Genomic DNA, 18,167 nt, shown 5'->3' with positions numbered 1-18,167 from the left:
AAGAAAAGTTAAAGGCGGCCATAAGGGCCGCCTTTGTTCGGTTATTCCGCCGCGATAGCGTCTTCGATCTTTTCTACCCTGATGGCCGAGAACTTGAACTCGGGGATTTTGCCATATGGGTCGATAGCCGAGTTGGTCAGGATGTTGGCCGCCGCCTCGACGTAGGCGAAGGGGATGAACACCATATCCTCGGCAATCGCACGGTCGGCGCGCACCATGATGTCGATGCTGCCGCGACGGGTCGTCAGTCGGATTGTCTCGCCCGGCTCGATCCCCATCAACTTAAGCGTTCGGGGGTTCATCGAACAGTTCGCCTCGGGCTCAACCGCGTCCAGAACGTTCGAGCGGCGCGTCATCGACCCGGTGTGCCAGTGTTCCAGCTGACGGCCCGTAGTGGCAATCATCGGGTATTCGTCATCCGGGGCTTCATCCGGCGGGATAACGCTTGCCGGGGTGAACTTGGCCTTACCGTCCGTTCGCGGGAAGCCATCACCAAACACGATGGACTGACCAGGATCGGTTTCGGACAGAGACGGATAGGTGATCGTCTCGGACTTCAGTCGATCCCAAGTGATGTTATCGAGCGATGCCATTGTCAGCTTCATCTCATCAAACACCTGAGACACGTCCGTGTAGTCCCAGTTCAACCCGATGCGCTGCGCCAGCTCAACCGTGATCGCCCAGTCCTCGCGCGCCTTACCCGGAGGCGGCACGGCGGGGCGCACCCGCTGCACCTGACGGTTGGTGTTCGACACGGTGCCGTTCTTTTCATACAGCGCCGAGGCAGGCAGGATGATGTCGGCATAGTTCGCCGTCTCGGTCAGGAAAATATCCTGCACGATCATCAGGTCCAGCTTGGCCAACGCCGCACGGGCGTGGTTCACATCCGGGTCGGACATGGCCGGGTTTTCACCCAGAATATACATGCCCTTGATGTTGCCCGCATAGATCTGGTCGATGATCTCGGTCACGGTCAGGCCCTTCTCGTTCGAGAAGTCATCCGAATTCCAGACCTCGTTGAACTTGGCGCGAATGCCATCGTCGGTCACGGTCTGATAGTCGGGCAGGAACATCGGGATCAGCCCCGCGTCGGACGCCCCTTGCACGTTGTTCTGACCGCGCAGCGGGTGCAGACCCGCGCCCGGTTTACCAACGTTGCCGGTCATCAGGGCCAGCGAGATCAGGCAGCGCGAATTATCCGTGCCGTGGATGTGCTGACTGACGCCCATCCCCCAGAAAATCAGACCGGCCTTGGCCTGCGCAAAAGTGCGCGCGACGCGGCGCAGCTGATCGGCTTCGATACCGCAGATCGGGGCCATTGCTTCGGGCGTAAACTGGCGCAGATGCTCTTTCTCGGCTTCCCAGTTCTCGGTCCAGCGGTGGATATACTGGCTGTCGTAAAGCTCTTCCTCGACGATCACGTTCATGATCGCGTTGAGCATCGAGACATCTGCCCCGGGGCGGAATTGCAGCATTTCATCCGCAAACTTGCGCATGCCGACGCCGCGCGGATCCATTACGATCAGCTTGCCGCCGCGTTTGGCGAATTGTTTGAAATACGTTGCCGCGACGGGATGGTTTTCAATCGGGTTCGACCCGATAATGATCGCCACGTCCGCGTCCTTGATGTCGTTGAACGCAGCCGTCACAGCGCCTGATCCGACGTTTTCGATCAACGCCGCAACGGACGACGCGTGGCACAGACGGGTGCAGTGGTCGACATTGTTATGCTTGAACCCCTGACGGATGAACTTCTGGAATAGATAGGCTTCTTCGTTGGTGCATTTGGCCGAGCCGAAACCGGCCACGCTGCGCGGGTCTTGGTCGCGCAGGGCCACCAGTTTGGAGGCGGCCAGATCCATCGCCTCTTCCCATGTCGCTTCGCGGAAATGGGTCGACAGGTTCGCGGGATCGACATTCAGCCCCTTGGCAGGCGCGTCCTCGCGCCGGATCAGCGGCTTGGTCAAACGGTGCGGGTGGTGGATGTAATCAAAGCCAAAACGGCCTTTGACACACAGACGGCCTTCGTTGGCGGGGCCATTGATGCCCTCGACGTATTTGACCTTGCCGTCCTTAACCTTCAGCGAGACCTTACAGCCCACACCACAGAACGGGCAGACGCTTTCGGTTTCGCTGTCATAATCCTTGCTGTCGCCCTTCTGCTGATCGTCCAGAACGGTGGCAGGCATCAGCGCGCCGGTGGGGCAAGCCTGAACGCATTCACCACAGGCTACACAGGTCGAATCGCCCATCGGGTCGTTCTGGTCGAACACCACCTGCGCAGTATGGCCACGACCGGCCATGCCGATCACGTCATTCACCTGAACCTCGCGGCAGGCACGGACGCAGAGATTGCAGTTGATGCAGGCGTCCAGATTGACGCGCATCGCAACGTGGCTGTCATCCAGCAGCGGGATTTTCTCGGCCTCTTTCGCAGGGAAACGGCTGCCCGATACATCGTTCAGCTTGGCCATATCCCAGAAGTGGCTGGAGGTGTCATGCGCCTCTTCCGGCTGATCTGCGACCAGCAGTTCCATGACCATCGCGCGTGATTTCTCGGCGCGGTCACTGTCGGTCTTGACGACCATACCGTCCGCCGCAGGACGGATACACGAGGCGACCAGAGTGCGCTCGCCTTCCACCTCGACCATACAGGCGCGGCAGTTGCCGTCCGGGCGATAGCCGGGCTGCGGCTTGTGGCACAGGTGCGGAATGGTGAACCCTTGGCCCTTGGCGGCTTCCCAGATGGTCCAGCCTTCGGGCACGGTGACATCTTCGCCGTTCAGGTTGAAGGTGACGGTCTTGTTTGGGCTTGCGTCTAGCATGGCACTGTCTCCCTTCAGATTTCGTCAGCGAAATGTTTGATGACAAGGCGGATCGGGTTCGGAGCCGCCTGCCCCAGACCGCAGATCGAGGCGTCGCCCATCACCTGACACAGATCCTCGAGCAGATCGGTGTCCCATTTGTCGGCCTGCATCAGCTTGACCGCCTTTTCACAGCCTGCGCGGCAGGGCGTACACTGACCACAGCTTTCATCCTCGAAAAACCGCAGCATGTTCAGCGCAGCATCGCGGGCCGTGTCCTGATCGGACAGAACCACCACGGCAGCCGACCCGATGAACGTGCCCAGCGGCTGCAATGTGTCAAAGTCGAGCGGGACGTCGTCAATATGGGAGGGGAGAAGACCTGACGACGGCCCGCCCGGTTGATACGCCTTGAATACATGGCCGTCCGCCATGCCACCGGCGGCATCAATCACGTCAAGAATGGTCGAGCCTGCGGGCAACAAGTAAACACCCGGCTTCGCGACACGGCCCGAGACCGAGTAGCTACGCAGGCCCTTACGGCCATTCTTTTCAACTGAATTCAAAATCTGCGGGCCCTCGCGGCAGATTTTCGACACCCAATACAGCGTCTCGACATTGTGGACCAAGGTCGGGCGGTTGAACACGCCGACCTGGGCCACGAACGGAGGACGGTGGCGCGGCAGGCCCTTTTTGCCCTCGATGGATTCGATCATCGCGGATTCTTCACCGCAGATGTACGCACCAGCACCCCGACGCAGGTCAATATAGCCGGGCGCAACGATACCGGCCTGCTCAAGCGCGGCAATCTCACGGTGCAGGATTTCCAGCACCGCCGGGTATTCGTCGCGCATGTAGATAAAGCAGGTCTCGGCCTCGACCGCCCATGCGGCGATCAGCATGCCCTCAAGGAAAACGTGCGGCGTGCGCTCAAGATAGTAGCGGTCCTTGAACGTGCCGGGCTCGCCTTCGTCGCCGTTCACGGCCAGATAGCGGGTGCCTTCGTTCATGCGAACAAAGCCCCATTTCTTGCCCGACGGGAAACCCGCACCGCCCAGACCACGCAGGCCTGAGGACAGGACGTCTTCCTGCACCTGCTCCCAATCACCGATGTCGCGCAGCTCTTTCAGCTTGGCGTAACCGCCGTTCGTCTCATAGGCCGCGAAGGTCTCGTAGTCGGGCAGATGCGCATGCGTATCATCGGCAGCAATCGCGGCCTGAACCTTTTCGGGGGTCGCGTGGTCGATATGGTTGTGACCGATCTCTAGTACAGGCGCGGTGTCACAACGACCCATGCAAGGCGCACGCACGACGCGAACCTCCGACGCATCCAGACCATCCTCCAGCGCCTTCTGCAACTGCTGGGCACCGGCCATTTCGCAGGACAGGGAATCACAGACACGGATCGTCAGCGCGGGCGGAGGCGTCTCATCCTCTTTCACCACATCGAAATGGGCATAAAAGGTGGCGGTTTCATAGATCTCGGCCTGACCGATGCGCATCTCGACCGCCAAGGCGGCGATGTGGTCGGCGCTGATATGGCCGTGTTCGTCCTGAATCAAATGCAGGAATTCGATCAGCAGATCGCGACGGCGCGGGCGGTCGCCCAGCAGGCGCGCAACTTCGGCCTGCGCCTCATCCGTGAACTGACGGCCTTTGGGCGTGTGCCGCCCCTTGCCTTTACCTGACTTCCAGACGCCCTTGGGTGCGCCTGATGGCTTGGTGTCTAATGGTGCCATGATGCCCTCCGATTAAGGCCCCGTGTCTCATCAGACCAGCATATCGTCAAATCTCTTATCGCTATCGCACGATAACGACAGCTTATCACCGCAATGAGGCGACGACGGCGCGCAAAGCCTCGACCGTGGGCAATTCGGGCTCGCGGGTCAGGGTGGCCAGACAAATCGGTTTGCTGACAACAGGATCGACCAGCGGCAGCACCTTGGTGCCCCGCAAATCGCCCAAAGCACGCACCAGAACGCGCGGAACAACAGTGGCTGCCAGCCCCTCGCGCGCCATGACCATCGAGGCGGTAAAGCCGCTGGTTTCCGCCACCACATGCGGATGCAGGCCCTGTTCGGCGAATATTCGATCCAGAATGCGGCGGTTCTGCATTTGCGGCTCAAGCAGGCTGATCGGAAATTCGGCCACCTGTGCCCAGGGGATCGGACCCGTCTGTTCGGTCATATGCGAGGGCACAAGCAGCACATAGGTTTCCTCGTACAGAGGCTGAACCTGCCGCAGATCGGTGCCGATACTGTCGCCATAGGTGATGCCCGCGTCTAGACTTCCCTCATCCAGCCGGTGCTGAATGGCGCTGGCCGACATGGTCTCAATCCGCGACAGGATGCGCGGATGCGCCTGCTGCAAACGCTTGATCAGCCGCCCGGTGAAAGCGATCGCCGTCGGAATCACCCCTAGGATCAACGTGCCCGTAATCTCTCCCCGCGCGGCCAGCACTTGTTGCTCCAGCGCCTTGGAATCATCCAATATCCGCCGTGCCCGACGAACCATCATCTCGCCCTCTTCGGTGAGGCCCTGAAACCGGTTGGCACGACGGACGATCGAGACACCCAACCGGTCCTCAAGATTGCGGATGCGCATCGAGAACGCGGGCTGCGATATCCCGCATTCCTCAGCTGCCTTGGCGAAATGTTGGTGTCGCGCAAGGGCGCTAAGGAGTTGGAGGTCGCGGATTTCGATCATATTCGAGTTTTCCAATAACGGGCCGACGACCACTTTAGCCGTATTAACCTGCGGGAAAAGCACCGTCTGCAGGCGAGCATACCTTTGAACGCATTCTTGTCTTACTCAAGAAACTCGCCTGTAATACACGGCAAGGGCAACACGGAGAGGCTTCGGATGACCGCAGTAGAAGTTTTTCAGAAATTGTATGACAAGTATGTTGATTGCTATCGGTTAAAAGATGCAACTGGTTGTGCGTCATTCTTTATGGATGACGCACAACTATTTTCGCCCTACGGCTCTGCAGCCAAAGGCCGAAAGGCTATAGAAGCTACCCATTCTGAATGGGTTGAGGAAGGTGGCGAGGACAAAATCGTTGCGGTTGTTCAGGCCGGCATCGACGGTCAAATCGGCTGGTGCCTTGTCCACTTTAGTGAAGGGACGACCGGTCACGGGACATCCCTTAACGTTTTGTACCAGCAACCTGACGGCGGGTGGCTGATCAGCCATTGCAGCCTGAACGAAACGCTCTTATACGGACGTTTGCCAGACGGGCTCAGTTGTTAAACAAAAAGTGCATCACATCGCCGTCCTTGACGATGTAGCCCTTGCCCTCGGCGCGCATCTTGCCTGCCTCCTTGGCTCCTTGCTCGCCATTAGCGGCGATGTAGTCGTCATAGGCGATGGTCTCGGCCCGAATGAAGCCCTTTTCGAAATCACCATGGATCACGCCAGCCGCCTGCGGTGCCGCGGTGCCGGTGCGGATGGTCCAGGCTCGGGCCTCTTTCGGGCCGACGGTGAAATAGGTTTCCAGCTTGAGCAGGTCGTAACCGGCGCGGATCAGACGGTCGAGGCCGGGTTCTTCCAAACCCATCTCGGTCAGAAACATCTCGGCTTCGTCTGCTTCCAGCAGGCTAATCTCTTCTTCGATCTTGGCGCTGATGATGACGTGAGAATTGCCCTGCGCGGCAGCCATTTCAGCGACCTTGGCGGAATATTCATTGCCCTCGGAAGCTTCTTCTTCGGACACGTTGCAGACATACAGAACCGGTTTGGTGGTCAGCAGTTGCAGCATCTTCCACGCCTTGGCGTCCTCGGCCGTAACCTCAACCAGCCGCGCGGGTTTACCGCTTTCCAGCATAGCCTGCGCTTCGGCCAGCAGGCGGTCTTGTTGCTGCGCCTCTTTATCGTTGCCCTTCAGCTTGCGCACCAGATTGGCGCGGCGCTTTTCGATGCTTTCCAGATCGGCCAGCATCAGTTCGGTCTCGATCGTGTCAGCATCAGCCACCGGGTCGACACGGCCATCCACATGGGTCACATCGCCATCTTCGAAACAGCGCAACACATGGGCGATCGCGTCGGTTTCACGGATATTGGCCAGAAACTGATTGCCCAGCCCCTCGCCCTTGGACGCCCCCTTCACCAGACCGGCGATATCCACGAAAGTCATCCGCGTCGGGATGATCTGCTTCGAAGACGCAATCGCCGCCAGCTTGTCCAAACGCTCATCAGGAACGGCAACGTCGCCCACATTCGGCTCGATGGTGCAGAACGGGAAATTCGCCGCCTGCGCCGCGGCAGTCTTGGTCAGCGCGTTGAACAAGGTCGACTTGCCCACATTCGGCAGACCCACGATTCCCATTTTAAAGCCCATTGCGGCCTCCTGAAGCGATGTGACGGCGTCTTCTAGGCGGGTTGTGGAAAATGCGCAACCCAAGCGGTGCAACCGGCAGATGGCCACCGCAGCTTCACTAAACCGTTACGGTATTTGTACTTGCGTGAGTTGAACCGCGCGGGTCATGGTCCCCAATTAGGAGTTCACACACAATTAAATGACGAAGAACCCAATGAAAGCAGCACTTACTTCTGTCGCCTTGCTCGTGGCTGCAACCTCGGTACAGGCCCAATCTGTCATCTTTGGCGCGGGTTTTGCGGATTTTTCTAACGGCAACGGCGACGATCAGGGCGTCTTTTCGCTAGAATACCAGCATCGCCCGTTTCACGAAGCAACGCGTTTCAGCGCTGGTTTGGGTGCAGCCCTGACTGTCGACACCGACGGTGACACGCATATCGGCGCAGGTTTGGTGGGCATCTATTCCTTCTCGGATCGCTGGTTCGCTGAGTTAAGTGTGATGCCAGGCTACTTTAACGCCTCTAACGGCGACAATGACTTGGGTGGTGGCTTTCAGATTCGCAGCCTTCTGGGTGTTGGCTATACTTTGGACAGCGGCAACGCCATTTCGCTGGCCGTCACTCACAAGTCGAACGCCAGCACAGAAAGCTTCAACCCCGGCGTCAACGCACTGTTCCTGCGGTATCACTACGGGTTCTAGGCCAATCTGAGCGGTCGGGATTGATTTCCGACGAAAGTTTCTGCACATCAGGTTCAAACCTGAATGCAAGGACCGCAGATGACCCGTATCGACGCCAAGTTCGCCGCTCTCAAGGCCGAGAGTAAAAAGGCTTTCGTTGCCTATATCATGGCTGGTGATCCCGACTTTGACACCTCGCTTGAGATCGTCAAAGGATTGCCGGGGGCCGGTGTGGACGTGATCGAGCTTGGCCTGCCTTTCACCGATCCTATGGCGGATGGTCCGACCATCCAGGCCGCAGGTCAGCGTGCCCTGGACGGTGGGATGACCTTGCAGCGCACGTTGGACCTGGCCCGTGCATTCCGCGAAACGGATGACACGACGCCGATTGTTCTGATGGGATATTACAACCCGATCTACAGCCGTGGGGTAGATACCTTTCTGGCCGATGCCAAAGCAGCTGGCATCGACGGGCTGATCGTGGTGGACCTGCCGCCCGAAGAAGACGATGAACTCTGCCTGCCTGCGCAGGCTGCAGGCCTGAACTTCATCCGCCTTGCGACCCCTACGACCGACGACAAGCGCCTGCCGCGCGTTTTGCAAAACACGTCCGGCTTTGTGTACTATGTCTCAATCACCGGTATCACCGGCGCAGCCGAGGCCCAGGCCACCAATGTCGGCCCCGAAGTGGCCCGCATCAAATCCGCCACAGACCTGCCCGTCATCGTCGGCTTTGGCATCAACACGCCCGAGAAATCGCAGGCCATTGCAAGCGTTGCTGACGGGGCCGTAGTGGGATCCGCCATTGTCAGCCAGATCGCGGCTGGCAAACCGGTGGCCGAGGTTCTGGATTTCGTAAAATCCCTATCTGACGGCGCACACTCCGCCTGACCCTGCCCTGCTCGACATCAAGACCATGAACCGCGCCTGGAGGCCCCAGTCGCGGTTTTGTGTTAGCGCACTAAAATCCTGCTCAAACCTTACATTGCGACGCGGCATAAAGATTGGTAAACAAAGTGAACCAATCCTACGAAAGCCTGCTTCATGCCCGTCATCACCAACATAGAAGACCTCAAACGCATCTATGAGCGGCGTGTCCCGCGTATGTTCTATGACTATGCGGAAAGCGGCAGCTGGACCGAGCAGACCTTCCGCGACAACAGCTCGGATTTCGATGACATCCGCCTACGGCAAAGGGTTGCCGTCGATATGTCAGGGCGTTCAACCGCATCGCAGATGATTGGTCAGGACGTGTCAATGCCGGTCGCCTTGGCCCCGGTCGGTCTAACAGGCATGCAACACGCGGACGGAGAGATCAAGGCCGCCAAAGCCGCCGAGGAGTTCGGCGTGCCCTTCACCCTGTCCACCATGTCGATCAACTCGATCGAAGACGTGGCAGAGCACACGACCAAACCGTTCTGGTTTCAGCTCTATACGATGAAAGATCAGGACTATGTCAGCCGCCTCATTCAACGAGCCAAGGACGCCAAGTGTTCCGCGTTGGTCATTACACTGGATCTACAAATCCTGGGCCAACGGCACAAAGACCTCAAGAACGGCCTGTCTGCACCACCAAAGCTGACGCCCAAAACCATCGCAAACCTCATGACCAAATGGTCCTGGGGGATTGAGATGCTGGGCGCCAAGCGCCGCGAATTCGGCAACATCGTCGGCCATGTCGAAGGGATATCGGATGCTTCGTCCCTTGGCGCGTGGACGGCCGAGCAGTTCGACCCCAGCCTCGACTGGAACAAGGTCGAAAAGCTGATGGAGCAATGGGGCGGCAAGGTGATCCTCAAGGGCATTTTGGACGCCGAAGACGCAAAGATAGCCGCCAAACTGGGCGCGGATGCGATTGTTGTCTCAAACCACGGCGGTCGCCAACTGGACGGCGCGCTCAGTTCAATCCGGGTACTGCCCGAAATCATGGACGCCGTAGGCAATGATGTTGAAGTCCATCTGGACAGCGGCATACGCTCGGGCCAGGACGTCTTGAAAGCCGTCGCCCTGGGTGCGCAAGGCACCTATATTGGCCGCGCCTTTGTCTATGGTCTGGGAGCGATGGGACAAAAAGGTGTCACCACCGCGCTGGAGGTGATCCACAAGGAACTCGATACAACAATGGCGCTGTGCGGTGAACGCAATCTCGGGGACGTCGGGCCGCACAACCTGTTGGTGCCCGAAGGTTTCGGGGGCCGTTGGCAAAAGTGATCACTGGGTCAGGGGGCTCTGCCCCCACCGCCCGTTCCGGGCGCCTCCCCCGGGATATTTTCAGCCAGATGAAGTCTGGATCCGCTCTTTATCTGGCCCCAAATATCCCGGAGCGCGAGGCAGAGCCTCGCAAAAAAACGATGGCTCGAAAAAGCCCTTTCCAAATCCAATGAATCAAGCTAAGGACGCGGCTTCACGCGGGCATACAGCCTTGGAGGATGCCCGCCCTAACATTTGGAGATATATCATGGCTGGTGAGATTCCTGATCTCGTAGCTCTGGAACGGACGGGGACAGGCAAGGGCGCCGCTCGTCAAGCACGCCGCGACGGCATGGTTCCGGGCATTGTTTTTGGTGGCGACAAAGAGCCGCTGCCGATCAACATCCCGTTTAACGTTCTGTTCAAGCGCCTGAAAGCAGGCCGCTTCAAGTCGACCCTATGGAACCTGAAGGTTGAAGGCCACGAAGACGTTCGCGTCATCTGCCGCGACGTTCAGCGTGACGTTGTCAAAGACCTGCCGACCCACCTGGACCTGATGCGTCTGCGTCGGACCACCAAGATCGCGCTGTTCATCCCCGTTGAATTCGTCAACGAAGACGAAGCGCCCGGCATCAAGAAGGGCGGCGTTCTGACGGTTGTCCGTCCCGAGGTTGAGCTGGTCTGCACCGCTGGTGACATTCCTGAGAAGATCACCATTGATCTGACCGGTCTGAACATCAACGACGTTGTCACCATCTCGTCAGTTGACCTGCCCGCAGGCACCAAGCCGACCATTGACCGTGACTTCGTGATCGCCAACATCTCGGCCCCGACCGGCCTGTCGTCCAGCGATGATGAGGAAGGCGAAGAAGTGGCCGCGGATGAGGTTGAAGTCGTCGGCCAGGACGCAGCCGAAGAATAAACCCAGACCCGGTGTTTGGAGTTTGAAGCGGGGCCTGATCCAGGCCCCGTTTTCTTTTGCCCTGTGGGCTGGAAAGCAGGGGGCAAACCGTGGCATCAACCTGTAGCATCAGACAAGGGCGCGCTTATGAAACTGTTTGTCGGATTGGGGAACCCCGGATCGAAATATGCTCGCAACCGGCACAATATCGGCTTTATGGCCGTGGACCGGATTGCCGAAGATCACAATTTCGGTCCCTGGAAATCCAAGTTTCAGGCCGAGATTGCCGAAGGTCGTCTTGGCCGAGAAAAGGTTTTGCTGATCAAGCCGCAAACCTTCATGAACCGCTCGGGCCAGTCCGTGGGCGAGGCGATGCGGTTCTACAAGCTGGACTCAACCGACGTGACCGTTTTCCATGACGAGTTGGACCTTGCCCCTGGCAAAGTGCGCGTCAAGGCAGGCGGCGGGCATGCGGGGCACAATGGACTGCGGTCAATCCACGAACATATCAGCCCGGCCTATGACCGTGTGCGCCTTGGGATCGGGCATCCGGGGCGGAAAGAGATGGTCTCGCCCTATGTTCTGGGCGACTTCGCCAAGGCTGATACCGACTGGTTGGATGATGTGCTACGCGGTGTCTCGGTTGGTGCAGGGCATCTGGCCGATGGTGACGGTGGCAAGTTCATGAACGCGGTTGCCATGCGCACCGCGCCGCCGCGATCGTCGAAAACTGCAGACAAAGCGCAAAAACCTGCGCCCCAACCAAAGCCGGAACCACAGGTTGATGACCGCTCGGCGATGCAGAAACTGCTGGATAAGTTCAAATAGCCCCTTAGCTCTTGCCGTAACGTCCTGATTGCAGATGGCTGCCGCACGCGGTCCAATGCGGCACGTCTATGGGAGGAGACATATGAGATCACTGCTGAAGTGGATGTTGCGCGTCGCCTTGATGCTGGCGCTAGCCGCAATCGTTGTCGGGGTCTGGAAGCGCGAAGAAATTCAGCGGCTCATGGCCGTGAACTCTTTGTTTGCAGAACAAAAGATCGTCCACAATTTCTCTCATATGGATGAGGCGTTTCTAACGGTCGCCCTGCCCCGTGGTAACGGCCCAACCAGCGAATTGCCCTATGGCGCTGGATTCGACCTGCCCGAGGGCACCGATCAATGGATCGAGGACCGGGCGGTGACGTCCCTGCTGGTGATGCAGGATGGCGAAATCCGGTTTGAGGAATATTACCTGGGCACCGGTCCCGACGATCACCGGATTTCGTGGTCGGTTGCGAAAAGCTATCTATCGGCCCTGTTCGGCATCCTGCTGGCCGAAGGCGCGATCGGGTCGCTGGACGATCCGGTGGTGCAATATGCGCCCAAGCTGGCGGGAACGGCCTATGATGGCGCAACGGTCCGCAACGTGCTGAACATGGCAAGCGGCGTCACCTTTAACGAAGACTATTTCGACCCGAACTCCGATATCAATCGGATGGGTCGCGTGGTGGCCTTGGGTGGTGAGTTGGACGATTTCGCGGCCTCGTTGCAGGACACTTTCGTAGAACCCGGCGCGCAATGGCAATACGTGTCCATCGACACACATGTCATTGGCATGGTGATCCGAGGGGCGACCGGGCGCAGCGTCTCGGATCTGTTGACCGAAAAGATCGTTCAGCCGCTAGGTCTGGAACAGGATGGTTACTATGTGGCGGACGGTGCCGGAGTGGCCTTTGTGTTGGGCGGGCTGAACTTTACCACCCGTGATTTCGCCCGCTTTGGGCAGATGATCCTACAAAATGGCACCTATGGGGGGCAGCAACTGGTCCCTGCCGACTGGATCGCCGAATCCGTTCTGCCCAGCGCCCCAACACAGGCGGGCAAGATCGGGTATGGCTATCAGTGGTGGATTCCCATCGGCGCGCATGAGGGTGAGTTTCTGGCGCGCGGCGTCTATGGCCAATATATCTATTTCGATCAGCCTCGGGGCGTTCTGATCGTAACAACCGGCGCGGACCGTAAATTCCGCGATGACGGGGTGAATGAGGCCAATGTAGAAATGTTCCGCAGCATCGCGCAAAGCCTGTAAAGTCGGATTATGCAGAAACAGGACAGCATAAATGTACTGGGCGGCGTGCTTGCGCCCTGTTCCCGCGATCCGCTGACCGGGTTCTTTCGCGACGGCGCTTGCAACACCTGCCCCGAGGATCAGGGCAGCCACACCGTCTGCGCTGTGATGACGGCCGAGTTTCTGGCTTTTTCCAAATATGTCGGCAACGACCTGAGCACACCTCGACCAGAGTTCGACTTTCCCGGCCTCAAACCCGGGGATCGTTGGTGCCTGTGCGCCGGGCGGTTCCTGCAAGCGCATGACGAAGGCTGCGCGCCCATGGTACACCTTGAGGCCACACACCAACGCGCCTTAGAAGTGGTGCCGCTGGATATACTACGCGACCACGCGGCTGCAGGTGATTGAGACCTGGCTGAACCTCTGGTTTGCGACATCAATAGACCGCCGCGCGGGCCCTCTTGTGGGCGCGGTCGAAAAAACCGGCCCTGTTTTGGGGCCGGCTCCAAACGTTTAACGCTATGGCGCTTAGCCCGCCGTACGCCCTTCGGTATCTGACATATCGAAGTTCAGATACTTGGCCACGGTCTGCACATCCTTATCGCCCCGCCCGCACATGTTCATGCAGATCAGGTGATCCTTGGGCAGGTCGGGCGCAATTTTCATCACGTGGGCCAGCGCGTGACTGGGTTCCAGCGCCGGGATAATACCTTCGGTAGCGCAGCAGAGCTGGAACGCCTCGAGTGCTTCTTTGTCGGTGATCGAGACATAGTTTGCGCGGCCAATATCGTTCAGCCACGAATGTTCCGGCCCGATACCGGGATAGTCCAGACCGGCCGAAATCGAATAGCCTTCCAGAATCTGACCGTCATCATCTTGCAGCAGATAGGTGCGGTTGCCATGCAGCACGCCCGGACGACCGCCGGTCAGCGAGGCGCAATGCTCCATCTTCTCGTTTACACCTTTGCCACCGGCCTCGACCCCGATGATATTGACCGATTTGTCGTCAAGGAAAGGGTAGAACAGGCCCATCGCGTTCGATCCGCCACCGATGGCGGCAATGATTGTGTCGGGCAGACGGCCCTCGGCCTTCATCATCTGCTCTTTCGCTTCCTTGCCGATGATCGACTGGAAATCGCGCACCATTGCTGGGTACGGGTGCGGCCCGGCTACGGTGCCAATACAATAAAACGTGTCGCGCACATTCGTCACCCAATCGCGCAGCGCGTCATTCATCGCGTCTTTCAGCGTGCCACGACCGGACGTGACCGGAATCACCTCGGCCCCCAGCAGGCGCATACGGAACACGTTGGGGGCCTGACGCTGCACGTCATGGGCACCCATATAGACGATGCACTTCAAGCCGAACTTGGCGCAGACCGTGGCGGTGGCCACGCCGTGCTGCCCTGCGCCGGTTTCGGCGATGATCCGGGTCTTGCCCATACGGCGCGCCAGAATGATTTGGCCCAGCACGTTGTTGATCTTGTGCGCGCCGGTGTGGTTCAGCTCGTCGCGCTTGAGGTAGATCTTCGCGCCGCCCAAGTGTTCGGTCAGGCGTTCCGCGAAATACAGCGGCGAGGGACGACCCACATAGTTCGCCCACAGATCATCCATCTCGGCCCAGAAGGTCGAATCGTCTTTGGCCTTCTCGTATTCCTCTTCCAGCGACAGGATCAACGGCATCAGGGTCTCGCTGACAAACCGTCCGCCGAAGATGCCAAAACGGCCCTGCTCATCCGGGCCGGACATGAAGGAATTGAAAAGATCGTTGGCCATGGGTGTCTCCCTCGTCATTCCCGTTGTTCATAGGAGGTAGCGGCGGGATTTGCCATGGCAAAACGTATCAGCTTGCTGCGTCAACAAATGCGCGGATCAGACCAGCATCCTTGACCCCCGGCGCGCTTTCGATCCCCGAGGATACATCGACCTGTTGTGCCCCGGTCATGCGGACAGCCTCGGCCACGTTGTCAGGTGTCAGGCCACCCGCCAACATCCACGGACGCCGCCAGTATTTGCGCCCAGCCAGCAGGCGCCAGTCAAAGGCCAGACCGTTCCCGCCGGGCAATTCGGCGTTGCGAGGCGGCTTAGCGTCGATAAGCAATTGGTCGGCCACCTCAGAATACAGATCAATCGCCATTAGATCTTCGGGCTCGGCCACACCTATGGCCTTCATCACAGGCAGGCCGTAACGCTGCCGGATATCAGCCACGCGGTCGGGGCTTTCCTTGCCATGCAGTTGCAACATGTCCAGCGGTACATCCGCGACAAGCCTGTCCAGTTCCGCGTCCGAGGCATTGACAGTCAGCGCAACTTTGGCCACGCCGGCAGGCACCAGATGGGCCATAACGGCCGCGGCCTCAATTTCTAGGTGCCGGGGCGATTTTGGAAAGAAGACAAAGCCCACATACCGCGCGCCGGCCTCAGCTGCTGCGCGCACGTGCTCAGGGGCGGTCAGGCCGCATATTTTGACCGAAATACCGGACATGGTGCCTTAGCTGGCCTCATCCAGAATGGCGAGGACCTCGTCCTTGCCTTCGTTCTGTTTCTTCTTGAGCTTCTTGACCTCACGCTCAAGCTTGCGGACTTCGCCGGTCTTGGCCGACGCATCTGCGCGGTGCTTGTGCTCGCGCAGCCATTCCCACAGGAAACCGATGACCAGACCGGCCACGATGCTACCCAGAACCACAATAAACAACGGCAGCGAAATGCTGAAATTGACCCCGACCAGATCGGCAATCGCCTGAGGCATCAATGTCAGTTCAACGGCTTCGCGGTTGGCCAGCGAGACCGAGATCAGGACGATCCCGAGGGTCGCCAGAAAAGCATATCGAATGTAGCGCATCATGCCTTAGGCTTTACCGTTCAAACGGTCCCTTAGCAACTTGCCTGTCTTGAAAAATGGAACACATTTTTCTTCCACCTGAACAGTCTCACCTGTCCGAGGGTTACGGCCAACCCGCGCGTCGCGCTTTTTGACGGAAAACGCGCCAAATCCGCGCAGTTCCACCCGGTCCCCGCGGGCCATGGCATCCGTCACTTCTTCGAACACAGTATTCACGATCCGCTCGACGTCGCGTTGGTAGAGATGCGGGTTCTCGTCGGCGATTTTCTGAATCAGTTCTGAACGGATCATGTGCGTTACCCTCCCAGGCGACCGGATTACCATGTCTATTATTCTGATCACTATAGAAAAAAACTTGGTTCGGGGGAACGTTGACTCTGTGTGTGCGACCTTGATTCTACGTCAAACTCACGCGAATTTTTGCACTTGTCGGGGAATTGGCCTGCAAATCGTGAACCACAGATGAATAAAGCCTGCAAATCGGAACGTGTTGATTCGCAACAAAAACGGCCCCGCACTCTCATGCGGGGCCGCAAATTCTGCTTGGACTGAGGTCCGGGCTTAGTCGCCCGACTTCAGCGCTGCACCCAGGATGTCGCCCAGCGACGCGCCCGAGTCCGACGAACCGTACTGTTCTACGGCCTCTTTCTCTTCGGCGATTTCGCGCGCCTTGATCGACAGACCCAGACGGCGGGTTTTGCTGTCAACGTTGGTGACGCGGACGTCGACCTTGTCACCGGTCGAGAAACGCTCGGGGCGCTGCTCGGCGCGGTCACGCGACAGGTCCGAACGGCGGATGAAGGATTTCATGCCTTCGTATTCCACCTCGATACCACCATCTTCGATCGCAGTGACTTCGACAGTGATGACCGAGCCACGCTTCACGCCGCCCACGGCTTCGGCGAACTTGTCACCGCCCAGGGCTTTGATCGACAGCGAAATACGCTCTTTCTCAACGTCCACTTCCGAAACGACGGCCGAAACCATGTCGCCTTTGCGGTAGTTCTGGATCGCATCCTCGCCACGCTCGTCCCAGGACAGGTCCGACAGGTGTACCATGCCGTCGATGTCGCCTTCGAGGCCAATGAACAGACCGAATTCGGTGATGTTCTTGACTTCGCCTTCGACCTCGGTGCCCTCGGGGTGGGTTTCTGCAAACACTTCCCACGGGTTGCGCTGAGTCTGCTTCAGGCCCAGAGACACGCGACGCTTGGCGCCGTCGATTTCCAGAACCATGACGTCGACTTCCTGGCTGGTCGAAACGATCTTGCCAGGGTGGACGTTTTTCTTGGTCCAGGACATCTCGGACACGTGCACCAGACCTTCGACACCGGCTTCCAGCTCGACGAACGCGCCGTAGTCGGTGATGTTGGTGACGCGACCCTGATGGACCGAGCCCAGCGGGTATTTCGCAGCAACCAGATCCCACGGATCTTCCTGCAGCTGCTTCATGCCCAGGCTGATGCGGTGGGTCTCTTTGTTGATCTTGATGACCTGAACCTTGATGGTTTCGCCGATCGTCAGGATCTCGGACGGGTGGTTCACACGGCGCCATGCCATGTCGGTGACGTGCAGCAGGCCGTCAACGCCGCCCAGGTCAACGAATGCACCGTATTCGGTGATGTTCTTGACAACACCCTCGACGGTCTGACCCTCGGACAGGTTGCCGATAACTTCGGCACGCTGTTCGGCACGCGATTCTTCCAGGATTGCGCGGCGCGACACAACGATATTGCCACGGCGGCGGTCCATTTTCAGGATCTGGAACGGCTGCTTCAAACCCATCAGCGGGCCAGCGTCGCGCACGGGGCGAACGTCAACCTGCGAGCCGGGCAGGAACGCAACTGCGCCACCCAGATCGACGGTGAAGCCACCTTTGACGCGGCCAAAGATTGCACCTTCGACGCGCTGGTCGTCGGCATATGCTTTTTCCAGACGGTCCCATGCCTCTTCACGGCGGGCCATCTCGCGCGAGATGACGGCTTCGCCACGGGCGTTTTCTGCGGCACGCAGGTAAACTTCTACCTCGTCGCCTACAGCGATTTCAGGGGCTTCGCCGGGATTTGCGAATTCTTTCAGATCAACGCGGCCTTCCATTTTGTAGCCGACGTCGATGATGGCTTGGCCGGCTTCGATCGCCAGAACCTTGCCTTTGACAACAGAACCCTCTTCGGGCGTGTCCATTTCGAAGCTTTCGTTCAGGAGGGCTTCGAATTCCTCCATGGATGCGTTAGCCATGTGGCGTTGTTTTCCTTTACAGTACGATTTTGCTGGCCGAGCGGTTGTCTCCGCCGGTCTAGTTTCATGGTGTCCTCTGGCGTGACCCGGTGCGCATCCGATTACACAAACACAAAGGGCCGAGGTAACCCGGCCCTGCTCA

17 protein-coding genes are annotated in these 18,167 nt (G+C 58.7%); 8 read left to right on the top strand and 9 right to left on the bottom strand.

Features of this window, described 5'->3' with window-relative positions; all coding sequences use genetic code 11:
* Positions 1-41: 41 nt before the first annotated feature.
* The 3 genes from fdhF to ACR0L1_RS15445 all read right to left on the bottom strand — a co-directional run bounded on the left by fdhF (position 42) and on the right by ACR0L1_RS15445 (position 5,510).
* Positions 42-2,825 carry a formate dehydrogenase subunit alpha gene (gene fdhF / locus ACR0L1_RS15455; protein ID WP_480859715.1) on the bottom strand — a complete coding sequence of 928 codons (2,784 nt, stop codon included), beginning with the start codon at positions 2,823-2,825 and terminating at the stop codon, positions 42-44.
* A gap of 14 nt (positions 2,826-2,839) precedes the next feature.
* Positions 2,840-4,543: an NAD(P)H-dependent oxidoreductase subunit E gene (locus tag ACR0L1_RS15450; RefSeq protein WP_480502819.1), complete on the bottom strand. Its 1,704-nt coding sequence runs from the start codon at positions 4,541-4,543 to the stop codon at positions 2,840-2,842.
* Between the two features lie 85 nt (positions 4,544-4,628).
* Complete coding sequence (locus ACR0L1_RS15445; protein ID WP_170769931.1) at positions 4,629-5,510, bottom strand: LysR family transcriptional regulator; 882 nt, start codon at positions 5,508-5,510, stop codon at positions 4,629-4,631.
* 156 nt (positions 5,511-5,666) lie between these two features.
* Between ACR0L1_RS15445 and ACR0L1_RS15440 the strand changes: the two genes are divergently transcribed.
* The gene (locus ACR0L1_RS15440; protein ID WP_480859713.1) at positions 5,667-6,056 is read left to right on the top strand and encodes a YybH family protein; all 390 of its coding nucleotides are present in this window, start codon (positions 5,667-5,669) and stop codon (positions 6,054-6,056) included.
* Here ACR0L1_RS15440 and ychF read toward each other — a convergent pair.
* The gene (gene ychF / locus ACR0L1_RS15435; protein ID WP_480859711.1) at positions 6,046-7,143 is read right to left on the bottom strand and encodes a redox-regulated ATPase YchF; all 1,098 of its coding nucleotides are present in this window, start codon (positions 7,141-7,143) and stop codon (positions 6,046-6,048) included. The two genes, ACR0L1_RS15440 and ychF, sit on opposite strands and share 11 nt — an antisense overlap.
* 178 nt (positions 7,144-7,321) lie before the next feature.
* On the opposite strand from ychF, the gene ACR0L1_RS15430 reads away from it, so the two are divergent.
* The 7 genes from ACR0L1_RS15430 (at position 7,322) to ACR0L1_RS15400 (ending at position 13,353) form a co-directional block, all read left to right on the top strand.
* Positions 7,322-7,822: an acyloxyacyl hydrolase gene (locus ACR0L1_RS15430; protein WP_480859709.1), complete on the top strand. Its 501-nt coding sequence runs from the start codon at positions 7,322-7,324 to the stop codon at positions 7,820-7,822.
* Positions 7,823-7,900: 78 nt separating this feature from the next.
* Positions 7,901-8,692: a tryptophan synthase subunit alpha gene (trpA, locus tag ACR0L1_RS15425; RefSeq protein ID WP_480502824.1), complete on the top strand. Its 792-nt coding sequence runs from the start codon at positions 7,901-7,903 to the stop codon at positions 8,690-8,692.
* 153 nt (positions 8,693-8,845) lie between these two features.
* A complete protein-coding gene (locus ACR0L1_RS15420; RefSeq protein WP_480502826.1) occupies positions 8,846-10,012 on the top strand; it encodes an alpha-hydroxy acid oxidase in 1,167 nt (388 codons plus the stop codon).
* 247 nt (positions 10,013-10,259) lie between these two features.
* Positions 10,260-10,913: a 50S ribosomal protein L25/general stress protein Ctc gene (locus ACR0L1_RS15415; protein ID WP_170769925.1), complete on the top strand. Its 654-nt coding sequence runs from the start codon at positions 10,260-10,262 to the stop codon at positions 10,911-10,913.
* A 126-nt stretch (positions 10,914-11,039) separates the two neighbouring features.
* Entirely contained in the window at positions 11,040-11,720 is a 681-nt protein-coding gene (gene pth, locus ACR0L1_RS15410; protein WP_480859707.1) for an aminoacyl-tRNA hydrolase, read from the top strand.
* 82 nt (positions 11,721-11,802) lie between these two features.
* Positions 11,803-12,966 (top strand): serine hydrolase domain-containing protein, encoded by a 1,164-nt coding sequence (locus ACR0L1_RS15405; RefSeq protein ID WP_480859705.1) that lies wholly within the window; start codon positions 11,803-11,805, stop codon positions 12,964-12,966.
* A gap of 9 nt (positions 12,967-12,975) precedes the next feature.
* Positions 12,976-13,353, top strand: a complete 378-nt coding sequence (locus tag ACR0L1_RS15400; protein WP_170769922.1) for a DUF2237 family protein — start codon at positions 12,976-12,978, stop codon at positions 13,351-13,353.
* 120 nt (positions 13,354-13,473) lie between these two features.
* On the opposite strand, the gene trpB is transcribed toward ACR0L1_RS15400, so the two are convergent.
* The 5 genes from trpB to rpsA all read right to left on the bottom strand — a co-directional run bounded on the left by trpB (position 13,474) and on the right by rpsA (position 18,025).
* Positions 13,474-14,721 carry a tryptophan synthase subunit beta gene (trpB, locus tag ACR0L1_RS15395; RefSeq protein ID WP_480859703.1) on the bottom strand — a complete coding sequence of 416 codons (1,248 nt, stop codon included), beginning with the start codon at positions 14,719-14,721 and terminating at the stop codon, positions 13,474-13,476.
* 67 nt (positions 14,722-14,788) lie between these two features.
* Complete coding sequence (locus tag ACR0L1_RS15390) at positions 14,789-15,430, bottom strand: phosphoribosylanthranilate isomerase (RefSeq protein WP_480859701.1); 642 nt, start codon at positions 15,428-15,430, stop codon at positions 14,789-14,791.
* Between the two features lie 6 nt (positions 15,431-15,436).
* Positions 15,437-15,787 (bottom strand): lipopolysaccharide assembly protein LapA domain-containing protein, encoded by a 351-nt coding sequence (locus tag ACR0L1_RS15385; protein WP_170783005.1) that lies wholly within the window; start codon positions 15,785-15,787, stop codon positions 15,437-15,439.
* A 6-nt stretch (positions 15,788-15,793) separates the two neighbouring features.
* Positions 15,794-16,078, bottom strand: coding sequence for an integration host factor subunit beta (gene ihfB / locus ACR0L1_RS15380; protein WP_050603110.1), 285 nt, complete (start codon positions 16,076-16,078; stop codon positions 15,794-15,796).
* Between the two features lie 270 nt (positions 16,079-16,348).
* Positions 16,349-18,025 carry a 30S ribosomal protein S1 gene (gene rpsA / locus ACR0L1_RS15375; protein ID WP_170769919.1) on the bottom strand — a complete coding sequence of 559 codons (1,677 nt, stop codon included), beginning with the start codon at positions 18,023-18,025 and terminating at the stop codon, positions 16,349-16,351.
* Positions 18,026-18,167: the final 142 nt, after the last annotated feature.

It is taken from the genome of Ruegeria sp. J8 (genome assembly GCF_056531925.1).
The sequence above is the reverse complement of the archived record's forward strand: the minus strand, read 5'-3'. Positions and strand labels throughout refer to the sequence as shown.